The 18,207-nt window shown below is 36.5% G+C and carries 22 protein-coding genes and 1 tRNA gene; 20 read left to right on the plus strand and 3 right to left on the minus strand.

Features of this window, described 5'->3' with window-relative positions; genetic code table 11:
- Positions 1–55: 55 nt before the first annotated feature.
- The 8 genes from BCR24_RS10575 to BCR24_RS10610 all read left to right on the plus strand — a co-directional run bounded on the left by BCR24_RS10575 (position 56) and on the right by BCR24_RS10610 (position 6,295).
- Positions 56–376 (plus strand): PTS sugar transporter subunit IIB, encoded by a 321-nt coding sequence (locus BCR24_RS10575; RefSeq protein ID WP_069640492.1) that lies wholly within the window; start codon positions 56–58, stop codon positions 374–376.
- Positions 377–406: 30 nt separating this feature from the next.
- On the plus strand, positions 407–727 hold the full coding sequence (locus BCR24_RS10580) for a PTS lactose/cellobiose transporter subunit IIA (RefSeq protein ID WP_069640493.1): 321 nt from the start codon (positions 407–409) through the stop codon (positions 725–727).
- Positions 728–879: 152 nt separating this feature from the next.
- Positions 880–2,313, plus strand: coding sequence for a PTS sugar transporter subunit IIC (locus tag BCR24_RS10585; RefSeq protein WP_422851604.1), 1,434 nt, complete (start codon positions 880–882; stop codon positions 2,311–2,313).
- Between the two features lie 77 nt (positions 2,314–2,390).
- Positions 2,391–2,609 carry a hypothetical protein gene (locus tag BCR24_RS10590; RefSeq protein WP_069640495.1) on the plus strand — a complete coding sequence of 73 codons (219 nt, stop codon included), beginning with the start codon at positions 2,391–2,393 and terminating at the stop codon, positions 2,607–2,609.
- A gap of 20 nt (positions 2,610–2,629) precedes the next feature.
- Positions 2,630–2,827, plus strand: a complete 198-nt coding sequence (locus BCR24_RS10595) for a DUF3188 domain-containing protein (protein WP_069640496.1) — start codon at positions 2,630–2,632, stop codon at positions 2,825–2,827.
- Positions 2,827–3,240 carry a DUF3284 domain-containing protein gene (locus BCR24_RS10600; RefSeq protein ID WP_069640497.1) on the plus strand — a complete coding sequence of 138 codons (414 nt, stop codon included), beginning with the start codon at positions 2,827–2,829 and terminating at the stop codon, positions 3,238–3,240. The genes BCR24_RS10595 and BCR24_RS10600 overlap by 1 nt, the downstream gene beginning before the upstream one ends.
- 273 nt (positions 3,241–3,513) lie before the next feature.
- Positions 3,514–4,917 carry a PTS sugar transporter subunit IIC gene (locus tag BCR24_RS10605; RefSeq protein ID WP_069640498.1) on the plus strand — a complete coding sequence of 468 codons (1,404 nt, stop codon included), beginning with the start codon at positions 3,514–3,516 and terminating at the stop codon, positions 4,915–4,917.
- Positions 4,918–5,119: 202 nt separating this feature from the next.
- Positions 5,120–6,295 carry a GNAT family N-acetyltransferase gene (locus BCR24_RS10610; protein ID WP_069640499.1) on the plus strand — a complete coding sequence of 392 codons (1,176 nt, stop codon included), beginning with the start codon at positions 5,120–5,122 and terminating at the stop codon, positions 6,293–6,295.
- A gap of 52 nt (positions 6,296–6,347) precedes the next feature.
- Here the strand turns inward: BCR24_RS10610 and BCR24_RS16895 are convergent, their stop codons facing one another.
- Positions 6,348–6,494, minus strand: coding sequence for a hypothetical protein (locus BCR24_RS16895; RefSeq protein ID WP_167351677.1), 147 nt, complete (start codon positions 6,492–6,494; stop codon positions 6,348–6,350).
- Positions 6,495–6,674: 180 nt separating this feature from the next.
- Here BCR24_RS16895 and BCR24_RS17300 point away from each other — a divergent pair, with 180 nt between their 5' ends.
- Both BCR24_RS17300 and BCR24_RS10615 read left to right on the plus strand, forming a co-directional pair.
- Entirely contained in the window at positions 6,675–6,797 is a 123-nt protein-coding gene (locus BCR24_RS17300; RefSeq protein ID WP_275579434.1) for a hypothetical protein, read from the plus strand.
- Between the two features lie 93 nt (positions 6,798–6,890).
- Positions 6,891–6,964: transfer RNA gene (locus tag BCR24_RS10615), tRNA-Arg, on the plus strand.
- A 56-nt stretch (positions 6,965–7,020) separates the two neighbouring features.
- Here the strand turns inward: BCR24_RS10615 and BCR24_RS10620 are convergent.
- Positions 7,021–8,259, minus strand: a complete 1,239-nt coding sequence (locus BCR24_RS10620) for an aminopeptidase (protein WP_069640500.1) — start codon at positions 8,257–8,259, stop codon at positions 7,021–7,023.
- Positions 8,260–8,514: 255 nt separating this feature from the next.
- Between BCR24_RS10620 and BCR24_RS10625 the strand changes: the two genes are divergently transcribed.
- Entirely contained in the window at positions 8,515–9,087 is a 573-nt protein-coding gene (locus BCR24_RS10625; protein WP_069640501.1) for a TetR/AcrR family transcriptional regulator, read from the plus strand.
- Between the two features lie 69 nt (positions 9,088–9,156).
- Here the strand turns inward: BCR24_RS10625 and BCR24_RS10630 are convergent, their stop codons facing one another.
- On the minus strand, positions 9,157–9,600 hold the full coding sequence (locus tag BCR24_RS10630; RefSeq protein ID WP_069640502.1) for a flavodoxin: 444 nt from the start codon (positions 9,598–9,600) through the stop codon (positions 9,157–9,159).
- A gap of 404 nt (positions 9,601–10,004) precedes the next feature.
- Here BCR24_RS10630 and map point away from each other — a divergent pair, with 404 nt between their 5' ends.
- The 9 genes from map (at position 10,005) to rfbB (ending at position 18,159) form a co-directional block, all read left to right on the plus strand.
- Entirely contained in the window at positions 10,005–10,769 is a 765-nt protein-coding gene (gene map / locus BCR24_RS10635; RefSeq protein ID WP_069640503.1) for a type I methionyl aminopeptidase, read from the plus strand.
- 19 nt (positions 10,770–10,788) lie between these two features.
- Entirely contained in the window at positions 10,789–11,703 is a 915-nt protein-coding gene (locus BCR24_RS10640) for a YihY/virulence factor BrkB family protein (protein WP_069640504.1), read from the plus strand.
- Positions 11,704–11,834: 131 nt separating this feature from the next.
- Complete coding sequence (locus tag BCR24_RS10645) at positions 11,835–12,971, plus strand: glycosyltransferase family 4 protein (RefSeq protein WP_069640505.1); 1,137 nt, start codon at positions 11,835–11,837, stop codon at positions 12,969–12,971.
- Positions 12,972–13,200: 229 nt separating this feature from the next.
- Entirely contained in the window at positions 13,201–13,983 is a 783-nt protein-coding gene (locus BCR24_RS10650) for a glycosyltransferase family 2 protein (RefSeq protein WP_069640506.1), read from the plus strand.
- Positions 13,983–14,816, plus strand: a complete 834-nt coding sequence (locus BCR24_RS10655) for a glycosyltransferase (protein ID WP_069640507.1) — start codon at positions 13,983–13,985, stop codon at positions 14,814–14,816. Before BCR24_RS10650 ends, BCR24_RS10655 begins: the two co-directional genes overlap by 1 nt.
- Positions 14,817–15,533, plus strand: a complete 717-nt coding sequence (locus tag BCR24_RS10660; protein ID WP_069640508.1) for a glycosyltransferase family 2 protein — start codon at positions 14,817–14,819, stop codon at positions 15,531–15,533.
- Positions 15,534–15,652: 119 nt separating this feature from the next.
- Complete coding sequence (gene rfbA / locus BCR24_RS10665; protein ID WP_069640509.1) at positions 15,653–16,522, plus strand: glucose-1-phosphate thymidylyltransferase RfbA; 870 nt, start codon at positions 15,653–15,655, stop codon at positions 16,520–16,522.
- Positions 16,523–16,535: 13 nt separating this feature from the next.
- Positions 16,536–17,108, plus strand: coding sequence for a dTDP-4-dehydrorhamnose 3,5-epimerase (gene rfbC / locus BCR24_RS10670; protein ID WP_069640510.1), 573 nt, complete (start codon positions 16,536–16,538; stop codon positions 17,106–17,108).
- Between the two features lie 22 nt (positions 17,109–17,130).
- Positions 17,131–18,159, plus strand: a complete 1,029-nt coding sequence (gene rfbB, locus BCR24_RS10675; protein ID WP_069640511.1) for a dTDP-glucose 4,6-dehydratase — start codon at positions 17,131–17,133, stop codon at positions 18,157–18,159.
- Positions 18,160–18,207: the final 48 nt, after the last annotated feature.

Consider the following 18,207-nt stretch of genomic DNA (forward strand, 5'->3'; position numbering starts at 1 on the left):
ACTTCTTGCTTTATATAAAAGTGTAAGTACAAAAAAATTAGAAGGAGTGGTAATAATGGCTAAAAAAACAATTATGTTAGTATGTTCAGCAGGGATGAGTACAAGTCTATTAGTAACAAAAATGCAAAAGGCAGCAGAAGATCGTGGAATGGAAACAGACATTTTTGCAGTATCTGCATCAGATGCTGATAACAACTTAGAAGCAAAAGATGTAAACGTATTACTTTTAGGTCCGCAAGTTCGTTTCATGAAAGCGCAATTTGAACAAAAACTAGCACCTAAAGGTATTCCGTTTGATGTAATTAATATGTCAGACTATGGCATGATGAATGGTGAGAAAGTCCTTGATCAAGCAATTGCTTTAATGGACAAATAAAAAAATAAAAAATGAACGGAGTTACAAAACGTGGAAGATCAACAAAATTTAGAAGCAGTAATGGGATTGATTATGTATGGTGGGAATGCTAAAAGCGATGCAATGGAAGCGATTGCGGCTGCGAAAGCAGGAGATTTTGAATTAGCAGATCAAAAAATCGTTGATGCAGAGGAATCTTTAGTCCAAGCACATCATTCTCAAACAGGAATGCTAACACAAGAAGCGCAAGGAAATCATATCCAAGTGACTTTATTGACTGTTCACAGTCAAGATCATTTAATGACATCGATCGCTTTTACAGATCTAGCAAAAGAGATCATTGATTTATATCGCCGTATGGACAACGAGTAAGCTATGTTATTTTCTTTTTTGAACGGAAGAAAATAGAGGTTAAAGTTTTTGAACGGAGCTTTAACAACTACATTGTTTTAAGGAGTATCTTTGCTCTTTAAATATATATTATTTATAGGAGGAATTAAAAAATGGATGGATTAACAGCCTGGATGGAGAAATACATTCTACCTGTGGCCGGCAAAATTGGTGCACAAAAGCACTTAGTCGCACTACGTGATGCTTTTATTGGGACAATGCCGGCAACAATGGCAGGTTCGATCGCCGTAATGATCAACGCGATAATTCGTGACTTGCCCCAACAATTTTTCTCTGATTACGCAACAAACCTTGCCGCAGACAAGGGAATCTTTGCAGTTATTAATGTTATTATTGGCATCAATGGATTTGTTTGGAACGGAACTTTGGCAATTGCTGGTTTGATTTTTGCTTTTTCTTGGGGTTATAATCTAGCAAGAGCGTACAAAGTAAACGACTTAGCTGGTGGTATCGTTGGTTTGGCAACATTGATTCAAGGAATTGCTTTTTCTTATTCTAATACTTTAGAGACAGCTGTTCCAAAAGAATTAATGAACACAATCAATGCTGGCTCTGCAGATTCTGGTTGGTCAGCTACAGCTGAAGGCTTAACAGCAGGCGGTTGGGGTTGGTTAAAACTAGATCACCTAAATGGTAATGCATATTTCACTGTCATGATCATGGGTGCAATTTCTGTTATTATTTTCTGTAAATTAATGTTGGCGAATATTACGATCAAAATGCCTGATTCAGTTCCGCCAGCAGTATCAAAAGCATTTGCTGCGATCTTGCCTGCAACGATCGCGTTATATGTTATCGCAATTATTAACTTTGTAGTAGGTAAATTAACAAATGGACAATTGATCATCGATCTGGTCCAAAAATATATTGCAGAACCATTCTTGGGCTTATCTCAAGGGTTAGGTGCGGTATTAATTGTAACAATTTTTGTTCAAATTTTCTGGTTCTTCGGAATTCATGGTCCAAACGTATTGGCACCAGTTTTAGAAGGAATCTGGGGACAAGCACAATTGATCAATATCGATATTTTCCAAAAAGGCTACAAAGGCTTGACTGGTACACCAGCTGTCTTGAAAGCTATTGATGAAGGCAAAGCGTACATGTGGGTTCGTGGTTCATTTGACGCCTTTGCGTGGTTTGGTGGTTCAGGTGGTACGATCGTCTTGATCATTGCTATCTTGTTATTCTCTAAACGTGCTGATTACCTAACTGTTGGTAAATTATCATTAGGACCTGGTATCTTCAACATCAACGAACCAATCATGTTTGGTTTACCGATCGTATTAAATGCTATCATGTTTGTACCATTCTTAGTAGCACCAGTTGTTGCAACAACAATTGGTTGGTTGGCAACATACTTCGGCTTAGTAGCGCCAGTATCTCAACAAGTAACATGGGTTGTTCCGCCAATCTTGCTATCATTCTTAGCAACAGGAGCAGACTGGAGAGCACCAATCGTAACAATTGTATGTATGGTTGTAACATTCTTGATCTGGACACCGTTCGTTATTGCGGCTAACAGAATGGAACCAACTGATTTCGAATAAACTAAAATTAAATAGCGGATTGCTTTCACTTTTAACAAGGTGAGAGCAACTGCTTCATTATTTAAGGAGAGATTAAAATGATCACAATCGCAAGTGCAATGCAACAAGAAGAAATCAAGAACTTATTAGAAAGCTATGAGGGTGGAGATTTTACATACACTTTTAAAGAAAAAAAAGGCATCAAATTAGCATTTGACGTAACAGGGGACAAAGAAGAAGCAGCTAAAAAAGCAAAAGAATTAATCAAAGCACAACCTTGGGGCGGTGTCTTGTTCTTCCAAGCAGCTGCAGTTTAAAAAGATTGGATGGATGTAAAATGGTAAGAAATGGTTTATTTGTCTGCAGTATTGGCTTAATTATAATTTTATATGCGCTTAATCCTGCATCAATGACATATGATTTGTTAAGTATGACGACAGGTATTTTCTTAGTAGTTGTTGGAGGCTACTTTTTCTTCAAAGGAAGAAAGAAAGAAGAACAAAATAAGAAAAAGAACAACGAGGTGAAAAGATAATGGAAATTATCAAGAAAATGAATATTCCTGCATCTGTTTTTTATGACCAAGTCATGGATTCTGTTTTGTTTGATATACGAAAGCATACGGGCAAAAGTTTAACCAGAAAACAACTCAACAACTTTGAATATGTTAAGGAATTTTCGAAAAATAGTCGAGCGCGTATCAAAGTAGAAAAACTTGTTGAAAATACGTCTTACCATTTTCGAACATCTACCACAAAAAATGATTTCTTGGTTCAATATGATATCAAACCACTAGATGAAAAATCGTGTGAAATTCGGTATAATGAAAAAATGGAATCGTATGGATTTTTACAAAAAATGAATGATGCTGTACTTGGTACGATACTTATGTTTTTTAAAAAACGCCAGTTTACTAAAATGTTAAAAATGATGGAAGAGTCATATTGATAAGAGTGTCATAAAGGCACTCTTTTTTTTACGTTCTTTTACACACAAATCACACTGTGTATATTGTGTGTAAAAGTAGAGTGTAAAGGAAACGCTTTATGATATAAAGATTTTGGTCTAGATCAATTTGGCATGATTTTTGCTTATTATAAGAATGTAAGATTATATTGATACAACATTTTTGTGTTGTAAATGCGTTTATGAACTGGTCTGGATGAATCTGTTTTAAAAAGTGAAAGCTTTTTGAATAAATAAATTTTGGGAGGAAAAAAAATGAATGGATTAACAGCTTGGATGGAAAGATACATTTTACCTGTAGCTGCGAAAATTGGGTCACAGAAACATTTAGTTGCACTCAGAGATGCGTTTATCGGTATGATGCCGGTTACGATGGCGGGCGCCATTGCTGTCTTGTTAAATGCATTTATGCGTGATTTCCCTAACACGTATATTGGGGAAGGGAATGCTATTACTAGTTTCTTTGAACCAGTGATTGCAATCAATGGTTTAGTTTGGACCGGAACCTTAGCGATCATGGCCGTTGTTTTTGCTGCATCTTTGGGCTATAACATTGCAAGAGCTTATGATGTCGATGCTTTATCAGGTATGTTGGTCTCATTAGCTGCATTTTTTATTGGGTTGCCACAAAGTGCAACAGCGACTGTTACTTTGGCCGAAAAATTGCCAAAGAATATTGCCCAACTTTTCACGGATGCAGGTGCTACTGTTAACACAGTTGATGGTGTTTCAGCAGTAGATGCAGGTGCTTGGGGGTATTTCCCATTTAGTCAATACATGGGTGGAACAGGTTTATTTACCGCAATGATTTTTGGTTTTATTTCTGTTATTATCTTTGCTAAATTGATCAAGAAAAATATTGTCATCAAAATGCCTGATTCAGTACCTCCAGCAGTTTCAAAAGCGTTTGCTGCTATTATTCCAGGTGTGGTCGCTTTATATGTTTCAGGATTGATTTATCATGTGTTTGAAAAATTAACAGGTAAACTATTGATTGACTGGATCTCAGAATCGATTCAGACGCCTTTACTTGGTTTGTCTCAGGGCTACGGGGCAGTTGTTTTGATTGTGTTGCTCGTACATGTGTTATGGTTCTTCGGCTTACATGGCACCAACATTATGTCCCCCGTTTTACAATCAATTTATGGTGTGGCAATGGTTGATAATACGAATGCTTACCAACAAGGACAAGAAATCCCTTATAAATGGGTTGCTGGTTCCTTTGAGGCTTTTGTGTGGCCAGGTGGAGCAGGTGTTACACTCGTTTTGATTATTTCAATCTTACTGTTCTCTAAACGTGCGGATTACAAAACAGTCGGTAAACTCGGCTTAGGGCCAGGAATCTTCAATATCAATGAACCAGTAATGTTTGGTATGCCGGTTGTATTGAATCCAATTATGCTGATTCCATTCATTGTTGCACCATTAGCAACCGCTACAATCGCTTACTTTGCGACAATGGCTGGTTTAGTAAATCCTGTAGTTGTGAATGTGATTTGGGTTATGCCGACGATCATTAGTGGCTTCTTAGCAACGGCTGGTGATTGGCGTGCAATTGTCTTAACCCTTGTAAATCTGGCTGTCGCATTGGTAATCTGGGCGCCATTTGTGATTGCAGCCAATAAAATGGATCCAACTCTAGGTGAGCCAGAAGAATAAGCGAAACAGCTATTGTGATGGTTTAATGTAAATGAATATGAATGAACGATACTGGGATAACGACGTTAGTGGTCGTGTCCCAGTTATTTTTATAGGTTGCAGCGTTAGCTTTTTTCTGGACATCGTTTTTCATTGGGGTACAATGAAAAATAAAGAGTTACTTTTAGTTAGGGTGGTCACAGTGGAAAAAGAAGTCTGTCTTATGAGTGAAGAAAAAATTGATGGGATGTTTGATTTAGCTGCATATGCCTTTAATGCCGCTAGAACTGAAGAACGCAAAGAGCGTTTTAAGAGTATAGTTAGACATTCTTTGAATTATGGGTATTTTTCAGAGGATGTCTTAACCAGTCAAGTGATTTGTACGCCATTTAAAGTAGCATTTCATGGAATAAGTTATCAAATGGCTGGAATCGGTTGTGTATCTTCTTATCCTGAATATCGTGGACAAGGTGGTATTTCAACGATTATGAAACAGATGTTAACAAAATTAGCTTCAACTAAGGTTGAACTTGCTTACTTAGCCCCATTTTCTTATCCTTTTTATCGGAAATATGGTTTTGAGCAAGTCTTTGAACAAATTAGTTATACAGTTAAAGCCCAAGATTGGCCAAATGTGAAGGCCATGTCTGGTAAGATAAAACGAGTTACTTATGAAGAAGCTAAAAGTGTTTGTCAGCACATTTACTCTGACTTACCAAACAATCAAAGAGGGGCTGTGATTCGGGATGCTTGGTGGTTTAATTATACATTTGGTCTAGATGATAAGAATCAATTTGCACTCTATGAAGATGAATTGGGAAATCCACAGGGATACTTGATTTATCAATCGAGTGCAGAACGCTTTGTGATTAAAGAATGGGGCTATTTAACGAAGTCAGCCTTTCAATCTCTCGTTCGATTCATTGGTTCGCATAATGGTTCGTCAAGAGAATTTCATTTAGAAATAGGGTTTGACGGCACGAATTTAAGCTATCTAATGTCCTCTCCATTGGTAGAAATGAACATCACGCCTTTTATGATGGGAAGAATTGTTGATCTAGAAGGTTTTCTTGGTAAATATCCTTTTGCAAAAGGGAATGAAGAAACTTATATTCTTAAAGTTGAAGATGAGTACGGTCAGTGGAATGAAGGTATATGGAAATTGTGCGTAACCAAAAGTGGTCAGAGTTTTATAAGAAAACTTGAACAAATTCCTGAATCATTGAGAGAAGATGAAATGATTGTAAGCACAATCCAAATCTTGACGCAGCTTTTCATGGGCTATCGTACAGGGAGTGAATTAAGGTTTTATGGAAAGCTTGGTGGAAATGAAGACTTGATCCAGTCATTAGACCAGCGTTTAGTGAAAGGTAAGCCGATTTTATCTGATTATTTCTAAAAAATAGGCGAAGTGAGTTCGTTATTTAAATACTCACTTCGCCTATTTGGATTTATGGATTCCTTTTATTATCTTGCGTCTTTTCTTTTGAAGGGGAGTCATGGTACTCTTCTAAGGCTTCTTTAAAAATGTCTTCTTTTTCCTGCTTATATTGATCTTGACGCTCGGCAAAAATCTTTTCTTTTGTCTTATCAGTCATACATGTTACCTCCATCTCTTTTTTTGTTGATTGCAAGTGGTACAGTTCTATCCTAACATCTATAAAAATACTAAGCGAGTTTTTTGTTTAGGAGCAAATGATTGGTACAAGTTACTGAAAGTCCTTATAATATAAATATAGAGGCACAAAATTGTCAATTAATGAAAGGCCGTGAAAAGTATGAGCAAAACAAAAGAAGAAAAAGTTGCAAGAAATGGTAAGATCGGCAAAACTTTAGCTGTAGTCATCGGAGGGCTTTACTTCGTTAAAATGCTGAAGGGCAAAAAAGAAAGTAAAAAATAAAGGAGAAGAGGGATTCTGATTTTAAGTCAGGATTCCTCTTTCTTTATTTTTCATTGACAGTGACTATAAAGACTTTTAAAATAGAGAAAGAATGTTCTCGTAGCTCAGTAGGATAGAGCGATCGCCTCCTAAGCGATAGGTCGCTGGTTCGATTCCAGTCGGGAACGTAATAAATCCCTACGAAATGTTAATTTCGTAGGGATTTAGTTTGTACCATTATCTCTTATGCCCAATCCCCATTACGGAAAATAGGCACCCGTGTACCATCTTCTCTAATTCCATCAATGTCCATTTGATCTGAGCCAACCATAAAGTCAACATGAGTTTGACTGCGATTTAGACCAGCCTCTGTTAGTTCTTCTTCACTCATTTCTGTTCCACCTTGCAAATTAAAGGCATACGCTGAGCCAAAAGCCAAATGATTTGAGGCATTTTCGTCGAATAAAGTATTATAGAAAATAATACCCGATTGAGAAATCGGAGATGGGTCTGGAACTAAGGCAACTTCACCTAAATGTCTTGCCCCTTCATCTGTTTCTAGTAATTTTTCCAGTACCTCTTCACCTTGTTCAGCAGAAAAATCAATAACTTTTCCATCTTTAAAGGTGAACTTCATTCCAGAAATAGTGGTTCCTGCATAACTTAGGGGTTTAGTACTTGAAACAACACCGTCAACATGACGTCTATCTGGTGCGGTAAAGACTTCTTCTGTTGGCATATTGGCCATGAACTTTTCACCACGTACGTTATCGCTGCCGGCACCTTCCCATAAATGATTTTTAGGTAAGCCTATGACTAAGTCGGTCCCAGGAGCAGTATAGTGCAGTGCTTTAAATTGCTCTTTGTTTAACTCTTCAGCTTTTGTGGCAAGCTTATTGTCGTGGGCTTTCCAAGCTGCAACTGGATCGGATTCATAAATACGAGTAGTTTTAAAAATCTCATTCCAAAGAGCATCAACCTGTTGTTCACTATTTTCCAAATCAGGAAACACTTTTTCAGCCCATTGTTTTCCAGCAGCTGCAACGACTGTCCAGCTAACTTTATTGGACTGTGTTGCTTTTCTTAAGTTGACCAATGCTTTTCCAGCAGCTGATTGAAAAGTAGCGACGCGATTTGCATCAACTCCAGCTAAAGCATCAGGATCGGCTGAGACAACACTGATACGGCTAGCCCCTTTAGCAACCCAATCATCAGTTTGGTCTATTTTATATTGAGGAACAGTTTCTATAAATTTTTCGTCTGCATGTAATAAGAATTCACGTTGAATACTATCATCATTCCACTGGACAATTACCTCGCCTGCCCCTAATTTATAGGCTTCTTCTGTAATTAATCGGGCTAAAGGCGCCTGATCAACACTAATTTGTAAAACGATACTTTGTCCTTTTTGAACGTTGACACCAGTTTCGACAATAAGTCGAGCGTATTTTTTTAAAATCTCATCAAAATTCGGTAATGTCATAGAATAACCTCCTAGATTTTCATTCATATAATCGTCCATATCATAACACGTACAGAGTACGAACTCAAACAATCGAGAAGGCTACAGTCATTATTTAATTAGTAAAAAAGACGCTCGAAAGTCCAGTCTAATCAAATAAATAAAATAATATAAATTGAAGGACTAGTATTTTGCAGATTAAACAAATCGTGTTACAATAACTATAGTATTTATATGGAAGCGTTCTAAAGGATAGGCAGAGGGGATTGGAAGATTATGGCAAGAAAAAAAACGATTACTAAAGATCAGATTTTAAATGCTGCATACGAAGTAGTGGCCACTGAAGGCTTTTCGAAATTCACCGCACGGAACATTGCAACCAAAATGAAATGCTCAACACAACCAATTTACTTAGAATTTAAAAATATGGATGATTTAAAAGAAGAGCTATTTGAAAAGATTCATCAATATTTAGCAAAAGAAGTATTCCCTGTGACTCATACTGGAAATACAATTGTGGATCTAGCCTTGAATTATATTCACTTTGCTAAAAATGAAAGCAAATTATATCGTTCGTTGTATTTAGAAGAATATGGCGGCGGAAAAAGAATGCAGGAATTTTCCTATAGTTACTTTTCGAATGCAGTCAAGCAAGATCCTGTGTATAAGAAACTAAGTGATACACAAATCAATTCACTTCATATGGGCACATGGATCGTTGCAACAGGCATCGCAGCCTTGATGACTTCTGGCATCATTCGTCCAAGTGATCAACAAATTGAACAGTTGATGAAAGAAGCGATCGATCAGATTTTACAGCGGGAAGAGCCAATCGATATCGATATTTAAACCTAATTGAAAGAGGAGGCAGGAGTAAAACCCATTAAGTTTTATTCCTGCCTCCATTTGTTCGATTTTTTATTTTACTGCTTCTGATAACTTTTTAGCAAAGGCTTCAAGATTTTGAATATCTTCCTCTTCAGCTGCTAGATCGACTTTTACACTTTCTGCGCCTTTTACAGCCCCAATTTTTGTGAAAACAGCATCAAAATCATCTACTGATTTGCAAAAATCATCGTAAAATGTATCGCCAGAACCGCAGACACCATATGTTTTTCCAGATAAATCGATTTCTTGTAACTCTTCATAGAAATCGACGATTTCATCTGGTAATTCGCCATCACCATAAGTATAGGTTGCGACAACACAAATATCTGCATCTTCAAAGTCCTCAGGATCAACTTGAGTACACTCGTTGATTTCAACTTCAATATCTAAATTTTCAAAGGCTTCAGCGACGATATCTGCGATTTCTTCTGTATTTCCAGTCATGCTTGCATAAACGATTTTAGCTAAGGTCATTGGATTTCCTCCTTCAAATAATACCACTTTGATTATATCAGAAGAACAAAGGACATGTAAATTACAAAATGATTCTTAGAGGAGAAGAATCGGCTTATATAGCACCGTTTATGGAAGGCGAGAGGAGGGAATTTGAAAGTAAACGATTTTTAACAACTACTTTTCAGTGAAATTTTCATAAAATATGATAAAATACTCTTAGATAAAGATTATCTAGCTACGTGGGCTAGTCACTAAGCGCTGCCCCAATCGTATCAATTCCTAAGAGCTAAAACTCTATGGATTGAAGGTTTCGGGAAAAAGATAAAAATAGTTGTGGTAAGGAGCACCAGATTTATTTTTTTATTTTCCAGTCAAGGCGGACCAAGCTCTTTCAGCTTTTAAATTTAGGAGGACGATAGTAAATGATTACACTAAAATCACCAAGAGAAATTGAAATGATGGATGAATCTGGAGAATTATTGGCAGATGTACACCGTCACTTACGTACGTTTATAAAACCAGGAGTGACGAGTTGGGATATTGAAGTATTTGTTAGAGACTTTATTGAAAGCCGTGGTGGAATTGCAGCACAAATTGGGTTTGAAGATTACAAATATGCAACATGTTGCAGTATCAATGATGAAATTTGTCATGGCTTTCCTCGGAAAAAACCGTTAAAAGACGGCGATTTGATCAAAGTTGACATGTGTATCGATCTAAAAGGAGCAGTTTCAGATTCTTGCTGGGCTTATGTAGTGGGCAACTCTACGCCAGAATTAGATCATTTGATGGCAGTCACTAAAAAAGCTCTCTATTTAGGGATTGAGCAAGCAAAAGTCGGTAATCGCATTGGAGATATTGGACACGCAATTCAAACATACGTAGAAAGTGAAGATCTATCTGTAGTAAGAGACTTTGTAGGCCATGGCATTGGACCGACCATTCATGAAAGCCCGGTTATTCCTCATTATGGCGAGGCTGGTAAAGGGTTACGCTTGAAAGAAGGAATGGTCATTACGATCGAGCCTATGATCAACACAGGAACTTGGCGTATGAAAATGGATCCAAATGGCTGGACAGCATATACTTTAGATGGTGGCATAAGTTGTCAATTTGAACATACACTAGCTATAACAAAAGATGGTCCTAAAATTTTAACTTCTCAAGGAGAAGAAGGAACATACTAATCGATTAGAGGAGAATTTTATGAAACTGGTGGACAAAGTAAAAAAAAATGAAAACCTTATGCGTTTTATTGAAACAACACAGCATCGCATGGTTGATTCAGAGATTGGCAATACGTCGGTCGTGGTAGCTTATTATTTACTTTTGTCCCTGTTTCCTCTATTGATTGCGGTGGGGAATTTGCTGCCGTACTTACATATCGATCCAAACGAAGTCTTGCCTTACATTGCAGAAGCAATCCCTAAGGCCATTTTCGATGACTTAAAACCAGCAATTCAATCTTTGCTTACACAACGTTCGGGCGGATTGCTGTCAATCTCTGCGTTGGCGGCTTTATGGAGTGCTAGTCAAAGTATCAATGCATTGCAGACGGCAATGAATAAAGCTTTTGGTGTTGAACAACGTAAAAACTTTATTATTGTTCGTATTATGTCTTTACTTGTGATTCTCTTGTTTATGATTGCAATCGTTGGTGTTGTGGGTGTTTTAGGTTTAGGTAAAACGATTTTAGATTTGCTGCAACCAATACTGCATTTTTCAACTGATTTTATTGATACCTTCCAAGCGTTGAAGTGGCCGATTACGTCATTGGTTTTACTTGTCATTATGTGTCTGATTTATCGAGTTGTTCCTAATGCGAAGCTGAGTTTTCGTTCGATTATTCCAGGTGCTGTTTTTGCAACGGTCGGTTGGATGTTGCTTTCACAAGCTTTTGGGATATATATCAAATATTTCAGCTCAAAAATCGCCAGCTATCAAATCATTGGAAGTTTCATTATCCTGATGTTATGGCTGAATTTTGCAGCAACAATCATTATTTTGGGCGGTATTATCAATGCAGTAGTCAAAGAGTATCTATCAAACGAAAAAATTCAACACCGCTATGGCTTGATCAATCGTCTAGTAGATAAGATTAAAGAAAAATCAAAGAAATAGACTGAATCTGCTTGATTCAACAAAAGAATAAGAGATTAGACTTTCTTCTTCAGCGGAAACACCTGTTCCAACTTGTAAATGTTGAATGATTCGGTATAATATACGATGTACATTAAGAAAGTAGGGTCATCATGTCGATGTTTATTTATGAAATTGTGATTCGTCTATTTCTGACGTTTATCTTATCGTTGATTGTAACGCCAATAGTAAAGCTGTTGGCTTTTAGAATAGGGGCATATGATGCGCCAAGTGAAAGAAGGATAAATACAAAAAATATGCCGACAGCTGGAGGCTTGGGTATTTATTTTGTTTTTTCGTTTTCTTGTTTAGTATTATTTCAGTCGATTATTCCCATAGATTATATATGGCCGATTCTTTTGGGCGCAGGAATAGTAGTGGTGACAGGCTTGATCGATGACATTTATGAGTTATCTCCAAAGAAAAAAACAGTGGGTATCTTACTAGGTGCCTTAGTTATCTACTTTGTAGCAGAGATTCGAATCGATTTTGTGAGCTTACCTTTTTTCGGTCAAATCGACCTACGTTGGTTTAGCTTACCACTAACGTTATTTTGGATACTAGCAATCACTAATGCGATCAATTTGATCGATGGACTAGATGGCTTAGCATCAGGTGTTTCCATTATCAGTTTAACAACAATTGGTGTAATTGGTTATTTTTTCCTCCATGCGAAAACGGTTTTTATTCCAATTGTAATTTTTGTTTTAGTCGCTAGTATTGCAGGATTTTTTCCTTATAATTTTTATCCTGCTAAGGTGTTTCTAGGTGATACTGGGGCTTTGTTTTTAGGCTTTATGATTGCGGTCATGTCATTGCAGGGATTGAAAAATGCTACGTTTATTACAGTCATTACACCTATGATCATTTTAGGTGTACCGATCACAGATACCGTCTATGCAATTATTCGACGCTTAATGAACAAACGACCGATCTCTTCAGCGGATAAAATGCATTTACACCATCGTTTGCTGTCACTAGGTTTTTCACACAAAGGGGCAGTTATGACTATTTATGGTTTAGCGTTAGTCTTTTCGTTTGTGGCTTTGCTGTTTAGCTATGCAAGTAATTTAGGATCCATTTTATTGATTGCCGTCAGCGCAATCGGTTTAGAGCTATTTATTGAAATGATTGGTTTAGTTGGTGAAAATCATCAACCACTGATGTATATTTTACGTATGTTTGGAAATCGTGAGTTCCGTCAACAGCAAATGGAAAAACGCTTAGGCAAGCATTCTAAGAAAAAGTGAATAATCGATGCATTTCTTTTTAGATTTATTAAGCTCTGTTATAATTTGTAGACTGAGTAAAGGTGAGAGCGGGACAAAACATAATAAGTTTTCTCCCCTCTCGTGAGTTCAATGATTCATGGAAACAATACAGCGTGTTTTAGTCGTCTAACAAGTGTGCTAAAGATATAGCTAAACAGTTTAAAATTGAATGATTTACCTGATTTTATTGTAAACGAGGGGCAAAAATATGAATGATAGCATAACGATTTCCATTGTTACACACAATAGCCGTCATATTTTTGATGTGCTTGATAATTTAAAAAATGAATTAGGGTTCAAATCAAAATATGACATACATATATTTGACAATGGGTCAGAGCAAAGTTATCTAAATAAATTAGAGCGCTATGGTTCGTTTATTACACTGCATGCTTGTAAAGAAAATAAAGGCTTTGGCTATGGACATAATCAGGTTTTACAAGAGGTAGAAACTAGTTATGGTGTTATTTTTAATCCAGATGTTTTGATTACCAAAGATACTTTAGACAAGATGATGCAACGGATAAAAAAAGAAGAGCAATTGGCCGCTGTTTGCCCTAAGGTACTAAATTCAGATGGAACAACCCAGTATTTAGTCCGACAAAAATTAGATGTGTTTGATTATATGCTTCGTTTTATTCCGTTTCAATCTGTTAAGAAACTATTTAATAAACGCTTGAGTTACTATGAATGCCGCGATTTGCCAGAGGATAAAACTTCTTATATCAAAATGGGATCAGGTTGTTTAATGGTCGTTGATGTCGATAAATTCAAGCAAATTGGTGGTTTTGATGAGCGATTCTTTATGTATTTTGAAGACAACGATCTTTGTATGAGTTTTGGAAAGGCAGGATATAAAATTTTGTATACACCTTTTGAAACGGTGATTCATTTATACGAAAAAGGGGCACACAAAAATAAAAAGTTATTTAAAATCTTCTTACAATCAATGGTCAAATTCTTTAATAAATGGGGCTGGAGGTTTTTCTAGTGGAGAACAAATTAGTCATTACACTGGTTCTATATCGAACAGAATTTTCACAAACCCCCAGTTATGAAATTATCAAAAAAGCGATTAAGAAGAATAAGTCTGTTTATTTATTCGTTTACGATAATAGTGAAAAAATACAAGGTAATAAATTTTTTCATAAAGAAAATGTCCTGTATATCCATGATAAAACAAATCCAGGCTTAGCTGAGGCATACAATAAAGGAAGTCTGTATCTTAAAAAGATTCAAGGCGATTTATTGCTGTTACTGGATCAAGATACCCTCTTAGATGATACTTATATTGAGACATTATTGAATTTAAAAGTAAATCAAGCTATTGGCGCCTATGTTCCAATTATTCATTCTCATGGGAGACAGATATCACCGGTATTTTCCGATCAATATATTGGACGTGACTCTAAGTTACCAAAAGTCGGTGTCTATTCAGAACCTATCATGGGGATCAACTCAGGGACGGCTATTTCAAAAGAGATGCTCGACAAGATTGCGCCATTTAACACAGCTTTTCCTTTGGATTTTTTAGATCATTGGCTTTTTTGGAAAATACACCAGCTAAATAAAAAAATCAGCGTTTTAGACCATCAACTGATGCATGACTTATCTGTGTTAGATTATAAAACGGTCAGTAGTCAAAGGTATGAATCGATTATTCGTGCAGAAACGTTGTTCTATCAAAAATACGATCAAGATAAATTTTATACTCACAGAAGGCATTTGTTTTTGAGAGCAGTCAAGCAATTTTTATTTGTTAAAAATCGTAACATTTGGCGCCGAACATTCTTAGAATATCGAACATTAATGAAAGGAAAGTAAATGATCTCAGTTTGTATTGCTACATACAATGGTGAAAAATATTTAGAAGAACAACTTGTTAGTATTTTGCCTCAAATAGGACCTTCTGATGAGCTGATAATATCTGATGATGGATCTGTAGATGAAACGTTGAATATCATTAAAAACTATCAGGAGCAAGATCAGCGGATCAAGTTTTTTAAAGGTCCTGGAAAAGGCGTAATCGCTAATTTTGAGTTTGCAATTAAACAAAGTCAAGGAGAGTTTGTTTTTTTAGCAGACCAAGATGACGTTTGGTTACCAGAAAAGGTTCAAATAATAATAGCTTTCTTCCAAAAGCATCCAAAAATAGATTTGGTAATTAGTGATTTAGTGATCGTAAATGAGAGTCTTGATGTAATAGAAGCCTCTTATTTTGATTATCGTAATGTAAAACTTGGGTTTATTCATAATATCGTTAAGAATAAGTACATTGGAGCTGGTATGGCGTTTCGTGGGACCTTAAAAAAGGAAATACTACCCATTCCTAATAATGTGCCGATGCATGACATGTGGATTGGTCTAATTGCTGCATCAAAAAACAAAAGTGCGATGATTCCACAAAAACTTACTCTTTATCGCAGACATGCTAGTAATGCAAGTGAAATTGATACAGGCGCAAGTCGCTATCAGCAATTAAAATGGCGAATGGCACTCATTATCGCTCTTATAGGGAGAAAAATACTGAAAGTAAAATGAGAGTTATTTTACAGTTTTGTAAAATAACCTCAAAAAGCATGACAAGTCTCTATGATAATGCGATAATGTTTAGTGGCGTAAGCAATTAAACGAAATAAATAAATTAAAGGAGTTTTTCCATGAAAGGAATAATTTTAGCTGGCGGAAGTGGAACAAGACTATACCCATTAACAAAGGCAACCTCAAAACAATTAATGCCGATTTATGACAAACCAATGATTTATTACCCAATGTCAACCTTGATGTTGGCTGGAATCAATGAAATTTTGATTATCTCAACTCCAGATGATACTCCACGTTTTGAAAGTTTGTTTGGTGATGGGAAAGATCTTGGAATCCATATTGAATATGCAGTACAAGAAAGCCCAGATGGACTAGCGCAAGCGTTTATTATTGGTGAAGAATTTATTGGTGACGATAGTGTTTGTCTTGTTCTAGGCGATAACATATACTACGGTGGCGGTCTATCTAATATGCTGCAGCGTGCTGCGTCAAAAGAAAATGGCGCTACTGTTTTTGGCTATCACGTAAATGATCCAGAACGATTTGGTGTTGTTGAATTTGACAATAATATGCAAGCTCTTTCTATAGAGGAAAAACCAGAGAAACCAAAATCAAATTATGCCGTAACAGGTCTGTATTTTTATGATAATGAGGTAATCGAGATTGCCAAAAACATAAAACCATCTGATCGTGGTGAACTAGAAATCACAGACGTCAATAAAGTTTATTTGGAAAAAAATAATCTATCTGTTGAATTGATGGGTCGTGGTTTTGCTTGGTTAGATACTGGCACCCATGAGTCTCTTTTAGAAGCATCAACATTTATTGAAACAATTGAAAAGCGCCAAAATTTAAAGGTAGCTTGTTTAGAAGAAATTGCTTATCGAATGAAGTACATCACGAAAGAACAATTAGTTGAATTGGCCCAACCTCTGAAAAAAAATGGTTACGGACAATACTTATTACGATTAGCAGAAACAGAGTAGGGGCGAATAGATAATGAAAATTATGGATACTAAGCTGAAAGATGTAAAAATAATCGAAATGGACGTTTTTGGAGACCATCGTGGTTTTTTCACTGAAAGCTATTCTAAAGAAAAGTTTACTGAACAAGGATTAGATTTCGATTTTGTCCAAGACAATCACTCGTTATCCAGTGAAGCCGGTGTACTACGTGGGTTGCACTTTCAAAAAGGTGAAGCCGCTCAAACCAAATTGATTCGTGTAGTTACTGGTGCGGTGCTAGACGTCATCGTTGATATCCGAAAAGGAAGCCCAACTTATGGACAATGGGAAGGGTATATTCTATCAGAACATAATCATCGTCAATTATTAGTTCCTAAAGGCTATGCACATGGCTTTGTTACTTTGACGCCAGATGTTAACTTTATGTATAAGTGTGATAATTATTATAATGCAGCGGCTGACGGTGGGATTGCCTTTGATGATCCTGATTTAGCAATTGAATGGCCGATTGCTATTGAAAAAGCAATCACATCTGAAAAAGACAAGAAGCATCCAACCTTAAAAGAATTTGAATCAGAAAATCCGTTTATTTACGGTGAAATATAAAAGACTAGGAGCGAGCTTGAAGATGAAAAACATTATTGTTACTGGTGGAGCTGGTTTCATCGGATCAAACTTTGTTCATTATGTAGTGAACAATCATCCCGAAGTTCATGTTACTGTATTAGATAAGTTGACATATGCTGGGAACGAAAAAAATCTTGAAGGATTACCAACCGATCGCGTTGAATTAGTTGTCGGAGATATAGCAGATGCTGAATTGGTTGATCGTTTGGTCAAAAATACAGATGCTGTGGTTCACTATGCAGCAGAATCTCATAATGACAACTCATTGAATGACCCATTTCCTTTCGTACAAACTAATATCATTGGGACATATACACTAATTGAAGCATGTCGTAAACACGACGTACGTTATCACCATGTTTCCACAGATGAAGTGTATGGGGATTTACCATTACGTGAAGACTTACCAGGACATGGTGAGGGGGAAGGCGAAAAATTCACAGCTGAAACACCTTATAACCCATCTAGTCCTTATTCTTCAACGAAAGCAGGGTCAGATTTATTAGTAAAAGCTTGGGGACGTTCGTTTGGACTGAAAGCAACGATTTCTAATTGTTCAAATAATTATGGTCCCTACCAACATATTGAAAAATTTATTCCGCGTCAAATTACCAATGTTTTAAGCGGAATCACACCAAAATTATACGGTGCCGGTAAAAATGTCCGTGATTGGATTCATACAAATGACCATTCTTCAGCAGTTTGGACAATCTTAACAAAAGGCAAGCTTGGTGAAACGTATTTGATTGGTGCTGATGGAGAAGAAGATAATAAAGCTGTAATGGAACTGATTTTAGAGCTAATGGGGCAACCCAAAGATGCTTATGAGCATGTAAATGATCGTCCAGGACATGATTTACGTTATGCAATCGATTCTTCAAAATTACGCGAAGAATTAGGTTGGACACCAGAATTTACGAACTTCCGTGATGGATTAGCTGATACAATTCAATGGTATACAGAAAATTCTGATTGGTGGACAGCTGATAAAGCTGCTGTAGAAGCAAATTATGCTAAAAATGGGCAGTAGCTTGTGATAAAAAAAGTTAACGCTCTTTGACACAGTGACTGAAATAAA

The organism is Enterococcus ureilyticus, assembly GCF_001730315.1.
Taxonomy (GTDB): domain Bacteria; phylum Bacillota; class Bacilli; order Lactobacillales; family Enterococcaceae; genus Enterococcus_L; species Enterococcus_L ureilyticus.

Coding starts and splice junctions, on each gene's coding strand:
- BCR24_RS10620 (WP_069640500.1), bottom strand. CDS start 8,259: ATGACATTACCGAATTTTGATGAGATTTTAAAAAAATACGCTCGACTT.
- BCR24_RS10640 (WP_069640504.1), top strand. CDS start 10,789: ATGAAACTGGTGGACAAAGTAAAAAAAAATGAAAACCTTATGCGTTTT.
- rfbA (WP_069640509.1), top strand. CDS start 15,653: ATGAAAGGAATAATTTTAGCTGGCGGAAGTGGAACAAGACTATACCCA.
- BCR24_RS17300 (WP_275579434.1), top strand. CDS start 6,675: ATGAGCAAAACAAAAGAAGAAAAAGTTGCAAGAAATGGTAAGATCGGC.
- BCR24_RS10630 (WP_069640502.1), bottom strand. CDS start 9,600: ATGACCTTAGCTAAAATCGTTTATGCAAGCATGACTGGAAATACAGAA.
- BCR24_RS10625 (WP_069640501.1), top strand. CDS start 8,515: ATGGCAAGAAAAAAAACGATTACTAAAGATCAGATTTTAAATGCTGCA.
- BCR24_RS10605 (WP_069640498.1), top strand. CDS start 3,514: ATGAATGGATTAACAGCTTGGATGGAAAGATACATTTTACCTGTAGCT.
- BCR24_RS10575 (WP_069640492.1), top strand. CDS start 56: ATGGCTAAAAAAACAATTATGTTAGTATGTTCAGCAGGGATGAGTACA.
- BCR24_RS10610 (WP_069640499.1), top strand. CDS start 5,120: ATGAGTGAAGAAAAAATTGATGGGATGTTTGATTTAGCTGCATATGCC.
- BCR24_RS10595 (WP_069640496.1), top strand. CDS start 2,630: ATGGTAAGAAATGGTTTATTTGTCTGCAGTATTGGCTTAATTATAATT.
- BCR24_RS16895 (WP_167351677.1), bottom strand. CDS start 6,494: ATGACTGATAAGACAAAAGAAAAGATTTTTGCCGAGCGTCAAGATCAA.
- BCR24_RS10600 (WP_069640497.1), top strand. CDS start 2,827: ATGGAAATTATCAAGAAAATGAATATTCCTGCATCTGTTTTTTATGAC.
- BCR24_RS10645 (WP_069640505.1), top strand. CDS start 11,835: ATGTCGATGTTTATTTATGAAATTGTGATTCGTCTATTTCTGACGTTT.
- rfbB (WP_069640511.1), top strand. CDS start 17,131: ATGAAAAACATTATTGTTACTGGTGGAGCTGGTTTCATCGGATCAAAC.
- rfbC (WP_069640510.1), top strand. CDS start 16,536: ATGAAAATTATGGATACTAAGCTGAAAGATGTAAAAATAATCGAAATG.
- BCR24_RS10590 (WP_069640495.1), top strand. CDS start 2,391: ATGATCACAATCGCAAGTGCAATGCAACAAGAAGAAATCAAGAACTTA.
- BCR24_RS10585 (WP_422851604.1), top strand. CDS start 880: ATGGAGAAATACATTCTACCTGTGGCCGGCAAAATTGGTGCACAAAAG.
- BCR24_RS10650 (WP_069640506.1), top strand. CDS start 13,201: ATGAATGATAGCATAACGATTTCCATTGTTACACACAATAGCCGTCAT.
- map (WP_069640503.1), top strand. CDS start 10,005: ATGATTACACTAAAATCACCAAGAGAAATTGAAATGATGGATGAATCT.
- BCR24_RS10660 (WP_069640508.1), top strand. CDS start 14,817: ATGATCTCAGTTTGTATTGCTACATACAATGGTGAAAAATATTTAGAA.